At 63.0% G+C, this 11,628-nt stretch carries 11 protein-coding genes; 9 read left to right on the top strand and 2 right to left on the bottom strand.

Annotated features, from left to right (window positions below; genetic code table 11):
• The first annotated feature begins 27 nt into the window (after nucleotides 1-27).
• The 9 genes from trpB to HF916_RS27230 all read left to right on the top strand — a co-directional run bounded on the left by trpB (nucleotide 28) and on the right by HF916_RS27230 (nucleotide 10,247).
• The gene (trpB, locus tag HF916_RS27270) at nucleotides 28-1,221 is read left to right on the top strand and encodes a tryptophan synthase subunit beta (RefSeq protein WP_168791835.1); all 1,194 of its coding nucleotides are present in this window, start codon (nucleotides 28-30) and stop codon (nucleotides 1,219-1,221) included.
• Between the two features lie 11 nt (nucleotides 1,222-1,232).
• Nucleotides 1,233-2,138: a DNA-methyltransferase gene (locus HF916_RS27265; RefSeq protein ID WP_168791834.1), complete on the top strand. Its 906-nt coding sequence runs from the start codon at nucleotides 1,233-1,235 to the stop codon at nucleotides 2,136-2,138.
• A 50-nt stretch (nucleotides 2,139-2,188) separates the two neighbouring features.
• A complete protein-coding gene (trpA, locus tag HF916_RS27260) occupies nucleotides 2,189-3,001 on the top strand; it encodes a tryptophan synthase subunit alpha (protein ID WP_168791833.1) in 813 nt (270 codons plus the stop codon).
• An 80-nt stretch (nucleotides 3,002-3,081) separates the two neighbouring features.
• Nucleotides 3,082-3,954, top strand: a complete 873-nt coding sequence (gene accD, locus HF916_RS27255) for an acetyl-CoA carboxylase, carboxyltransferase subunit beta (RefSeq protein WP_091804851.1) — start codon at nucleotides 3,082-3,084, stop codon at nucleotides 3,952-3,954.
• A gap of 312 nt (nucleotides 3,955-4,266) precedes the next feature.
• Nucleotides 4,267-5,577, top strand: a complete 1,311-nt coding sequence (gene folC, locus HF916_RS27250; RefSeq protein ID WP_168791832.1) for a bifunctional tetrahydrofolate synthase/dihydrofolate synthase — start codon at nucleotides 4,267-4,269, stop codon at nucleotides 5,575-5,577.
• 29 nt (nucleotides 5,578-5,606) lie between these two features.
• Entirely contained in the window at nucleotides 5,607-6,536 is a 930-nt protein-coding gene (locus HF916_RS27245; protein ID WP_168791831.1) for an SPOR domain-containing protein, read from the top strand.
• A 7-nt stretch (nucleotides 6,537-6,543) separates the two neighbouring features.
• Nucleotides 6,544-7,038 carry a CvpA family protein gene (locus tag HF916_RS27240; protein ID WP_012428627.1) on the top strand — a complete coding sequence of 165 codons (495 nt, stop codon included), beginning with the start codon at nucleotides 6,544-6,546 and terminating at the stop codon, nucleotides 7,036-7,038.
• Between the two features lie 162 nt (nucleotides 7,039-7,200).
• Nucleotides 7,201-8,751 carry an amidophosphoribosyltransferase gene (purF, locus tag HF916_RS27235; protein ID WP_168791830.1) on the top strand — a complete coding sequence of 517 codons (1,551 nt, stop codon included), beginning with the start codon at nucleotides 7,201-7,203 and terminating at the stop codon, nucleotides 8,749-8,751.
• Between the two features lie 305 nt (nucleotides 8,752-9,056).
• The gene (locus HF916_RS27230) at nucleotides 9,057-10,247 is read left to right on the top strand and encodes an O-succinylhomoserine sulfhydrylase (RefSeq protein WP_168791829.1); all 1,191 of its coding nucleotides are present in this window, start codon (nucleotides 9,057-9,059) and stop codon (nucleotides 10,245-10,247) included.
• 88 nt (nucleotides 10,248-10,335) lie between these two features.
• Here the strand turns inward: HF916_RS27230 and HF916_RS27225 are convergent, their stop codons facing one another.
• Both HF916_RS27225 and HF916_RS27220 read right to left on the bottom strand, forming a co-directional pair.
• On the bottom strand, nucleotides 10,336-11,115 hold the full coding sequence (locus tag HF916_RS27225; protein WP_168791828.1) for an AraC family transcriptional regulator: 780 nt from the start codon (nucleotides 11,113-11,115) through the stop codon (nucleotides 10,336-10,338).
• 31 nt (nucleotides 11,116-11,146) lie between these two features.
• Entirely contained in the window at nucleotides 11,147-11,488 is a 342-nt protein-coding gene (locus tag HF916_RS27220; RefSeq protein WP_168791827.1) for an FKBP-type peptidyl-prolyl cis-trans isomerase, read from the bottom strand.
• Nucleotides 11,489-11,628: the final 140 nt, after the last annotated feature.

The raw sequence follows: 11,628 nt of genomic DNA, 5'->3' as shown, positions 1-11,628 counted from the left end.
CGCGCCACACTGAGAAGAGTGATCACCATGTATAACTTGCCTGACGAAAGAGGCCATTTCGGCCAGTTTGGCGGCGTGTTCGTCGCTGAAACACTGGTTCACGCGCTCGACGAGCTGCGTGCTGCGTACGAGAAATATCAGAAAGACCCGGAATTCGTCGCCGAATACGAGCGCGAATTGAAGTATTTCGTCGGCCGTCCGTCGCCGATTTATCACGCACAGCGCTGGAGCGAAATGCTCGGCGGCGCGCAGATTTTCCTCAAGCGCGAAGACCTGAATCACACCGGCGCGCACAAGATCAACAACGTGATTGGCCAGGCGCTGCTTGCCAAGCGCATGGGCAAGCCGCGTGTGATCGCGGAAACCGGTGCCGGCCAGCATGGCGTGGCGACAGCAACCATCGCCGCGCGTTTCGGCATGGAATGCGTGGTCTATATGGGCGCGGAAGACGTGCGCCGTCAGGCCGCTAACATGTACCGCATGAAGTTGCTTGGCGCGACCGTGATACCGGTCGAATCCGGCTCGCGGACCTTGAAGGACGCGCTGAACGAAGCCATGCGCGACTGGGTCACCAACGTCGAAAACACGTTTTATATCATCGGCACGGTGGCGGGTCCGCATCCGTATCCGATGATGGTGCGCGACTTCCAGCGCGTGATCGGCGACGAATGCAAAGTACAAATGCCGGAATTGGTCGGTCGTCAGCCGGATGCAGTGATTGCGTGTGTCGGCGGCGGTTCGAACGCAATGGGCATCTTTTACCCGTACATTGACGACACGTCGGTGAAATTGATCGGCGTCGAAGCAGCCGGCGACGGCATCGAAACCGGCCGCCACGCCGCATCGTTGATCGGCGGAAGTCCCGGCGTTTTGCATGGCAACCGCACATATCTGCTTCAGGATGACGACGGCCAGATCATTGAAACGCATTCGGTATCGGCGGGCCTTGATTATCCGGGTGTCGGTCCGGAGCACGCATGGTTAAAAGACAGCAAACGCGCGGAATATGTCGGCATCACCGACGAAGAAGCACTCAAGGCGTTCCACGATTGCTGCCGCATCGAAGGCATTATCCCGGCACTGGAATCCAGCCACGCGCTGGCCTACGCCGCGAAACTCGCGCCGACGCTGCCGAAGGACAAGTACCTTCTGGTCAATTTGTCGGGCCGCGGCGACAAGGACATGCATACGGTCGCTGAGCGATCGGGCATTCAGTTCTGAGCGCCGCGACGATGCGTGACGAGTTCGACGAGCCGCAGCCGGCAATTGAAACCACGCCGGCCGCCGATAGTCCGGCGGCTGAGGCGCCTGCGTCGCTGTTGCCGCAGGTGCCTGCCGGCATCCAGCTGTTGAACCGCGATTTTCTGACCGATGTGTCGAACATTCCCGACGGATCGATCGACCTGATCGTATGCGATCCGCCTTACGGGCTCGGCAAGGATTATGGCAACGACTCCGACATGCGCACGGGCGAAGATTTTCTCGCCTGGACGCGTGGCTGGCTCGAACTGGCTATTCCGAAGCTCAAGCCGTCGGGTTCGCTCTATATTTTCTGCACCTGGCAGTACGCGCCGGAAATCTTCAGCTTCCTGAAGACAAAACTCACGATGATCAACGAAATCATCTGGGACCGGCGTGTGCCGAGCATGGGCGGAACGGTGCGCCGGTTCACTTCGGTGCATGACAACATCGGCTTTTTCGCGGTGTCGAAGGATTACTTCTTCGATCTCGATCCCGTCCGCATCCCGTACGATGCCGCCACGAAGAAGGCGCGTTCGCGTAAATTGTTCGAAGGCAGTAAGTGGCTCGAGGTTGGCTATAATCCAAAGGATGTCTGGTCGGTATCGCGGCTGCATCGGCAACATGCCGAGCGCGTCGCGCACCCTACCCAGAAACCTCTGGAAATTGTCGAGCGGATGGTGCTGGCAAGTTGTCCGAAGGGCGGCCGCGTGCTCGACCCTTTCATGGGCAGCGGCACCACCGCAGTCGCTTGCGCCCGTCAGCAGCGCGAATTCGTCGGCTATGAAATCAATGAAAGTTACTGCGCGATCGCGCGCGAACGCGTCAGCGCGGCCGCCAATCCGCCTGTTGCGCGTCGGGTCAAAGCCAAAACTCAACGGCAGACCGAAGTGCAATGAGCGACGTGCAATGAGCACGCTGCGCAGTAACCCAAATCCGAGAATATTCCATGTCCCGTATCAAGAACACGTTTGCTGCGCTGTCCGCCCAGGGTAAGAAAGGCCTGATTCCGTTCATGACGGCTGGCGACCCGGACCCCGCGCGCACGGTCGAACTCATGCATGCGCTCGCCGCCGGCGGCGCCGACGTGATCGAGCTCGGCGTGCCGTTTTCCGACCCGATGGCCGACGGCCCGGTGATCCAGCAGTCGTCGGAACGCGCGTTGGCCCATGGCGTGTCGCTGCGCCGCGTAATCGCCGACGTCAAGCGCTTCCGCGAAACCAACGACACCACGCCCGTCGTGCTGATGGGCTACGCCAATCCGATCGAACGCATGGGCACGGAAGCCTTCGCGAAGGCGGCGCAGGAGGCAGGCGTGGATGGCGTGCTGGTTGTCGACTATCCGCCGGAAGAGTGTGCTAACTTCGCCGAACAGATGCGATCTGCGGGTATCGATCCGATCTTTCTGCTTGCGCCCACTTCGACCGACGAGCGTATCGCGGAAGTCGGCAAGATAGCCAGCGGCTACGTCTATTATGTGTCGTTGAAAGGCGTGACCGGAGCGGCAAATCTGGACGTTTCCAGCATCGCGAGTAAAATCCCGGCCATCAAGTCGCGCGTCCCCCTGCCGGTGGGCGTCGGTTTCGGTATCCGCGACGCGCAAACCGCGCGTTCGGTGGCCGAGGTCTCCGATGCCGTCGTGATCGGCAGCCGTATCGTGCAATTGCTCGAACAGGCGGCCCCCGAAGCCGCTGCCGAGACGCTGACGCGCTTTGTCGCTGAAGTGCGCGAGGCGCTGGATAGTGTCGCGACTGCCCGATAACAGTTATTTTTGTCTTCTGTAGTGTGAGCGGCGGCCTTGTCCCGCCGTTTGCGCGATCGTAGACCCGAGAAGGATTCACTATGAGCTGGCTCGACAAACTGCTGCCGCCGAAAATCAAACAAACCGACCCGAAGAACCGCAAGGGGATTCCGGAAGGGCTGTGGATCAAGTGCCCGTCGTGTGAAGCGGTGCTGTACCGCAACGACGTCGAGGCCAATCTGCATGTTTGCCCGAAGTGCGACCATCACATGCGCATCGGCGCGCGTGAGCGGCTCGACGGCCTGCTCGATCCGGAAGGTCGCTACGAAATCGGCCAGGAGATCGTCCCGGTCGACGCGCTCAAGTTCAAAGACAGCCGCAAGTACCCGGACCGCCTGAAAGAGGCGATGGACGACACGGACGAAACCGACGCGATGGTCGTCATGGGCGGCGCGATCCATACGCTGCCGGTGGTGGTGGCCTGCTTCGAGTTCTCGTTCATGGGCGGCTCGATGGGTTCAGTGGTCGGCGAGCGCTTTGCGCGCGGCGCGCAGAACGCGCTCGAACAGAAGGTGCCGTTTATCTGCTTCACCGCTTCGGGCGGCGCGCGCATGCAGGAAAGCCTGTTGTCGCTGATGCAGATGGCGAAGACCACGGCCATGCTGACCAAGCTCGCCGAAGCCAAGCTGCCGTTTATCTCCGTGCTGACCGACCCGACCATGGGCGGCGTGTCGGCCAGTTTCGCGTTCCTCGGCGACGTGGTGATCGCGGAGCCGAAGGCGCTGATCGGCTTTGCCGGTCCGCGCGTGATCGAACAAACCGTGCGCGAGAAGCTGCCGGAAGGCTTCCAGCGCGCCGAGTTCCTGCTGACGAAGGGCGCGATCGACATGATCGTCGACCGTCGCAAGCTGCGTGAAGAAATCGCGCAATTGATGGCGCTGCTGAGCCATCAACCGGCTGACGCGGTCGCGTAAGCAGGCCTCCGCCGTGAACCGTCGTTGCGCTTTCTCGAGCGCGGCGGCCGTCAGAAAAGCAGTAAAAAATAGCGCGCCGCGTGAGTGATCAAGCGGCGCGCTGTCATTTCCGGGATAATCACCGTCTCGCAACGCGGCGACGGTCGCTGACGTCGGCCAGCGCGGACGGGTGCGGTTTTCGCGCATAAACTGCCCGCCGGACTAAGCTGCTGCCCGCAGCCGCAGCCGCAGCCGCAGCCGCAGCCGCAGCCGATCGCTTCGCTCCGCGCCCATTCGCAACACTGCCTAATCGATTCACTCGCGATTCACCCGATGACCACATTCCCCACCCTCGACGCGTGGCTCACGCACCTTGAATCCGCGCATCCGGTCGGTATCGACATGGGACTGGCCCGCATCAGCCAGGTGCGCGACGCGATGCAACTGTCGTTCGCGTGTCCGGTCATCACGGTCGGCGGCACGAACGGCAAGGGGTCGACATGCGCGATCCTTGAATCCATTCTGCTGCGCGCCGGGTTCACGGTCGGCTGCCACACGTCGCCGCATTTGCTGTCGTTCAACGAGCGCGCGCGGGTGAACGGCGCAATGGCCAGCGACGCGGATCTGCTGCCGCACTTCGAAGCCGTCGAAGCCGCGCGCCTGAGCCTCGCCGAACCGGTCACGCTGACCTACTTCGAATTCACGACGCTGGCGATCATGAGCCTGTTCGCCTCGCGCAAGCTGGACGCGGTGATATTCGAAGTCGGCCTGGGCGGCCGCCTGGACGCGGTCAATATCCTCGATACGGATTGCGCGATCATCACCAGCATCGATATCGATCACACGGACTATCTCGGCGACACGCGCGAGAAAATCGGCTTCGAAAAAGCCGGCATTTTCCGTCCGGGCAAGCCGGCGATCTGCGCGGACCCGGTTCCGCCGCAATCGCTGATCGATCACGCGGAAAAAATCGGCGCCGAATTGTGGCTGTTCGGCCGCGATTTCCGTTATGAAGGCCAGGCCGGCAGCGAGCGCCAGCAATGGAGCTACGTCGGCCCGACCATGCGGCGTTCGGCTTTAGCGTATCCGGCGCTGCGCGGCGCGAACCAGTTGATCAACACGTCGGCGGCGCTGGCCGGGCTCGAAACGGTGCGCGACCGTTTGCCGGTGTCTGCACAAGACATCCGCCTCGGCCTTGCCAACGTGGAACTGCCGGGACGTTTCCAGGTGCTGCCGGGCAAGCCGGCCATCGTGCTGGATGTCGGCCACAATCCGCACGCGGCCGCTGTGCTGGCGCAAAACCTCGGCAACATGGGTTTCTTCCCCTACACCTACGCGGTGTTCGGCGCGATGCGAGACAAGGACATTGCCGGCGTACTGGCGCACCTGAAAGGCGAAATCGATCACTGGTGCGTGACCGATTTGCCGACGCCGCGGGCGGCGTCAGCGGAAGAACTCGAGGCGGCCTTGCGCGAGCAAGGCGTGGCCGAGGGCGCCGACAGCAGCGTGACGCGCTACGCCTCACCGGCAGAGGCTTTCCAAGACGCGGTAAAACGAGCGTCAGAGAATGATAGAATCGTGGTTTTCGGCAGTTTCTATACGGTAGCAGGCGTGATGGCCTACCGTAAATCGCAGCAACACTGAACGGGCGCCAGGCTCGAACCAAGCGATTCATGGGAATTTTCTCGTTCGGCAAGAAAGACGACGCGCCCACCCGGCGCGGCGCAAACACCAGTTCCACCCGGGCCGCCCGTGGCGAGCGCGTGGAGCGGCGAACCCGCCGCACGGAGCGCACCGTCGACGCCGATGCGATGCTGCTCGACCCTACGTTGCCGGAAAAGCAGCGTGCGCGTCGCCGCCTCGTCGGCGCGATCGCGATGGTCGTGGCAGCGGTCGTCATCCTGCCCATGGTGCTGGACTCGCACCCCAAGCCCGTCACAGACGACATCTCCATCGACATTCCCAGCCGTCCCGCGCCGAAGCTTGCCAAAGCCCAGGAAGACACGCAGGCCGGCGTAGCACCCGATAACCCCGCAACGCCAGACGCGGCACTCGCCGCATCCGGTCTTGCGCCGGCAACGGCAGCAAGGCAAGGCCAGTCCGGCGCCACAAAGCAACCGGGCGCGGAGACGAACGCAGCGGCGTCCGCAGCCAAGCCGGCGGCTAAAGCGCAGGCACCGTCCGTGGCCGCCAACACTACGCCGGCGGCGCCCGCAACGCCTGCCAAACCGGCGGCGAAACCGCCGGTCACGCATAACGCCGCGACGGCTCCGGCACCGGTTGCTCAAGCCCCGAGCTCCGACGACACGAACACGGCCGCCAGCGCGGACGCGAATTCCGGCACGCCGGCTTCGCCGCCGGGCAGCCGTTTCGCGGTGCAGCTCGGCGCCTTCGCGAACGACGCCAACGCGCGCAATTGGGCGGCCAAGTTGAAAGCGGCGGGTGTGCCCGCATATACCGAACATCGAAAGCAGGCTGACGGCTCCACGCTCACGTTGCTGCGTGCCGGCCCGTTCGCCGACCGTGCAGCGGCAAGCGCCGCGATCGCAAAGGTTCGCGAGGTCGGCTTGACGTCGAGCGCGAACAGCGGCGCTGCACAGTAAGCCAGCGATGTTCACTGCCTTCGACTACGCTGTAATGGCGGTGATCGGTTTGTCGGCGCTGCGCGGCACATGGCGCGGGTTTTTGTCGGAGATATTCGGGCTGATCGGCTGGATTGCGGCGTTTTTCATTGCTTGCCGCTTCGTCGGTTACGTCGTGCCGTACATACCGTCCACTTGGCCGGGCGGCGCGTTGACCCAATGGCTGCTGGCCTTTGCGCTGGTGGTGGTCGGTGTGGTGCTGGTGGCGAGCGTGCTGAACGCCCTTTTGAGCCGCATCGTGCAGGCAACCGGCTTGAGCGGCGTGGACCGGTCGCTCGGTTTGATGTTCGGCCTCGTGCGCGGGGTCATTCTGGTGCTGATTCTGGTCGCCCTGGCTGGCTTGACCGAACTGCCCCAACAGGAATTCTGGCGCAACGCCTTGCTTCGGCCCTATGCGGTCGAGGGCGTGCACGTAATGAAACCGCTGCTTCCCGAGACGCTTGCTGCCTACGTCCGAGTGTGACGATCAGGCGAGTGGTGAGGGAAACGCAGCAGGACTCCGGCGCAAACCGGCTGCCTTTACGTTCGGTCGCTTAGCTTCGCTAACGTCTCGAAGGAAGTCCCTTGGGACACGATCGCAGGCAGCGGCCGCCATGACGAATTTCGTACCTTTGAAGGACATGCCATGTGCGGCATCGTAGGCGTAGTTTCCCACTCTCCGGTCAATCAGCTGATCTATGACAGCCTGCTGCTCCTGCAGCATCGCGGTCAGGACGCCGCCGGCATCGCGACAGCGAACGGCAGCAACTTCCACATGCACAAGGCTAACGGCATGGTGCGCGACGTGTTCCGCACGCGCAACATGCGCAGCCTGCCCGGCACGACCGGTATCGGCCAGGTCCGTTACCCGACCGCTGGTTCCGCATCGAGCGAAGAAGAAGCCCAGCCGTTCTACGTGAACGCGCCGTTCGGCATCATCCTCGCGCACAACGGCAATCTGACCAACTGGCAGCAGCTGAAAGATGAGATGTTCCGCATCGATCGCCGCCACATCAATACCAATTCCGACACGGAAGTCATGCTCAACGTGCTCGCGCACGAATTGCAGCTCTCCAGCTCGGGCCTGCAACTCGATCCGGCCGCGCTGTTCAAGGCTGTGACAGGCGTGCATCGCCGGGTGCGCGGGTCGTATGCGATCGTGTCGCTGATCGCCGGTTACGGCCTGCTGGGCTTCCGTGACCCGTTCGGCATCCGTCCGCTGTGCCTCGGCAAGCAGGAAACGGCGGAAGGCGTCGAATGGATCCTGGCGTCGGAGTCGGTGGCGATCGAAGGTATCGGCTTCGAATTCGTGCGCGATATCGCGCCGGGCGAAGCGATTTTCATCGACATCGAAGGCAATCTGCACTCGCAGCAATGCGCGACGAACCCGAGCCTGAACCCCTGCATTTTCGAACTCGTGTATCTCGCGCGTCCGGACTCGGTACTCGACGGCGTGCCGGTCTACAACGTGCGTCTGCGCATGGGCGACTACCTCGCCGAGAAGATCAAGCGCGAGCTGCCCGACGTCGCGATCGACGTCGTGATGCCGATTCCCGATTCGTCCCGTCCGGCCGCGATGCAAGTCGCGAAGAAACTGGGCGTGGAATATCGCGAAGGCTTCTTCAAGAACCGTTACGTCGGCCGCACCTTCATCATGCCGGGCCAGGCCGTGCGCAAGAAGTCGGTGCGCCAGAAGCTGAACGCGATGGGCATCGAGTTCAAGGGCAAGAACGTGCTGATCGTCGACGACTCGATCGTGCGCGGCACCACGTCGCACGAAATCGTGCAGATGGCGCGCGACGCCGGCGCGAACAAGGTGATCTTCGCTTCGGCGGCGCCGCCGGTGAAATTCCCGAACGTCTACGGTATCGACATGCCGACGCGCGGCGAACTCGTCGCTCACGGCCGCTCGGACGACGAGGTCGCGCGCATGATCGGCGCGGACTATCTCGTTTATCAGGACGTCGACGCGCTCAAGCAAGCGGTGCGCGACATCAACCCGGCGCTGAAGGAATTCGAAGCGTCGTGTTTCGACGGCAACTACGTGACCGGCGACGTGACCACCGAGTACCTCGACCGCATCGAAAGGGCGCGTCTCGCACCGTCCTCGCAATCGGACCGCGACGCCGCCAGCGAAGCGATCGACGGCGGCGCACCGGCGCGTTCGCAACTGCATCTGCAACTGTCGGTGGGTTGAGCGCGGCTTGAATGATCCGCTCCCGGCGCGGCACGCTGCACGCCACGCCGGGAGCGTGTTAGCATGACGGCTTGCGTCGATTTGAACTCAGCTTGCGGACGCGGGGCAACCCGAAACAGCTAAAGCGAATGGTGGAAAAGCCGCATTTATCTACCTCCGCTCCAGCTTTCCCCCGCACATGAAGCCCGCTTATGCCGACGCAAAAGCGGGCTTTTTTGTTGCTGCCGTTCGGCCTCACATACTCACCTCACACGTGAGCCGCAGACGCCGAACGCAGCCATGGAACATTGGAAACCAGAACCAACATGGACGACTCCCTGAACTTCGACACGCTGGCAGTCCGCTCGGGCACGGTGCGCAGCGACTTCAACGAACATTCGGAAGCGATTTTCCTGACTTCGAGCTTCGTGTTCGAGAGCGCCGCCGACGCGGCCGAAAAATTCAAGAATTCCGAAGACAACTACACCTACTCGCGCTTCACGAACCCGACCGTCTCCATGTTCCAGGATCGTCTGGCCGCGCTCGAAGGCGGCGAAGCCTGCATGGCGACGGCGTCGGGCATGGCGGCGATCATGTCGGTGGTGATGTCGGCGTTGCAGGCGGGCGACCATCTGGTCAGCTCGCAGGCGCTGTTCGGCTCGACGCTCGGCATGTTCTCGCAGATCTTCAGCAAGTTCGGCATCACGACCACGTTCGTCGATCCGACCGATCTGGACGCGTGGAAAAACGCCGTGCGTCCGGAGACGAAGATGTTCTTCCTCGAAACGCCGTCGAATCCGTTGACCGAAGTCGCCGACATTGAAGCGATCAGCAAGATCGCCAAGGCGTCCAACGCGCTGTTCGTAGTCGACAACTGTTTCTGCAGCCCGGCCTTGCAACAGCCGTTGAAGCTCGGCGCGGACGTCGTGATGCATTCGGCCACCAAGTTCCTCGACGGTCAGGGGCGTGTGCTTGGCGGCGCGCTGGTCGGCTCGAAGCAGTTCATCATGGAAAAGGTGTTCCCGTTCGTTCGCAGCGCCGGGCCGACGCTGTCCGCGTTCAACGCATGGGTGTTGCTCAAGGGCATGGAAACGCTGTCGCTGCGCGTTGAAAAGCAGTCGGCGAATGCGCTCGAAATCGCACGCTGGCTGGACACGCATCCGGCCGTGAATCGCGTGTTCTATCCGGGGCTGGAATCGCATCCGCAGCACGCGCTGGCCATGCGTCAGCAGAAGGCGGGCGGCGCGATCCTCTCGTTCGAACTGAAGGGCGATACGCCGGAGCAAATGCGCGCGAATGCATGGCGTGTGATCGACAACACGAAGATCTGCTCGATCACCGGCAACCTCGGCGATACGCGTACCACCATCACGCATCCGGCTACGACCACGCATGGTCGCGTGACGCCGGAAGCGCGCGCGGCGGCGGGCATCAGCGAAGGCTTGATTCGTCTTGCCGTCGGTCTGGAAAACGCCGGTGATATCCGCGGTGATCTGGAGCGCGGTCTGGCGGGTTGAGCGAAGGTTTTGAGCGAAAGCTCAAGGCAGGACAAGCGGGCCGCTCCGTTCAGGCGGCTCGCGCAGTGAGACTCAGTGCAGTGAAAACTCAGTGACGCAATGCGCGCCACTGACCGGGCGCCAGCCCGAAACGCCGCGTGAACGCGTGCGTGTAAGCGCTCTGATCGCCGAAGCCGATATCCAACGCGATATCGGTCAGCGAAATGCGCGGATCGGCGAGCAGCGTGATCGACGTATCGAGCCGCAGCCGCTGCAAATAGCGATGCGGCGTCTCACCGAAGGCCTCGATAAAAAGCTGATGAAAGCGCCGCATCCCGAAACCGCAATGCGCGGCGAGGTCGGCGATCCGCAAAGGCTCCGACAAATGCGCGCGCAACCAGCGGTCGATACGTGCAAAGTCGAGCCCCGCGCCAGCCGCCTGTGCGCCGGCCGTTGTGCCCGCGTCGGCCACCAACGCGGCGCCGAGGCGCGCGGCTGCGTCCCAATGAAAACGCCGTGAATCCAGATCGTCGCCGAGAGCACCGCCGGTAGCGTGCGCCGCGATGCGATGCACGAGTTGCGCAAGCGAGCCTTCCACGGAGACGGCCCGCGCGCGGTCGAACAAGCGTTCCGGCACGGCCAGCGACGCGGCCGGCAAATCCAGCACCAACTGCCGGTTTTCGCCGACGCCCGCGTAATCGTGCCGGGCGCCCGCCGGGATCAGCCAGCCGGAACCGGCATCAAGCCGTTGCGCGACGCCGTCCACCGCCATCATCATCGCGCCGTCGAGGCCGAGCACGACCTGGTGAAAGTCGTGCACGTCCGACGCCTCGATCGCGCCGTAGCGGCGCAGCGAAACGCTAGGAGCGGTGACGGCGGCGTGGCTCATCGACGGTGCGCAGGACAGTACAGCGAAAAACTTAGACGCCCAGCAATTCGACTTCGAACACGAGCGTTGCGTTCGGCGGAATCACGCCGCCCGCGCCGCGCACGCCGTAGCCGAGTTGCGGCGGGATGGTCAGCTTGCGCGTGCCGCCGACCTTCATGCCTTGCACGCCTTCGTCCCAGCCCTTGATGACCATGCCGCCGCCCAGCACGAAGGCGAACGGGTCGTTGCGGTCCTTGCTCGAGTCGAACTTCTGGCCATCGGTCAGCCAGCCGGTGTAATGCACGCTGACGGTCTTGCCGGCCACTGCTTCGGTGCCAGTGCCTTCAACGATGTCTTCGTACTTCAAGCCGGATTCGGTAGTCACAGTCGACATATGTCGCTCCTCAGGTCAAAAACGTAAAAACCGACATTGTAGGCGTGTTGGCGCCGCATGCCGAGGATTGCCGCGTGGCACGTGGATTGCGTGCCAGTTGGCCGTCCGGCCAAGCTGGTCGCGCCGGACGGCATGCCTAT

The sequence above is a fragment of the Paraburkholderia aromaticivorans genome (assembly GCF_012689525.1).
Lineage (GTDB): Bacteria > Pseudomonadota > Gammaproteobacteria > Burkholderiales > Burkholderiaceae > Paraburkholderia > Paraburkholderia aromaticivorans_A.
Note: the sequence above shows the minus strand (reverse complement) of the source record. Positions and strands in the feature narration are given on the sequence as shown.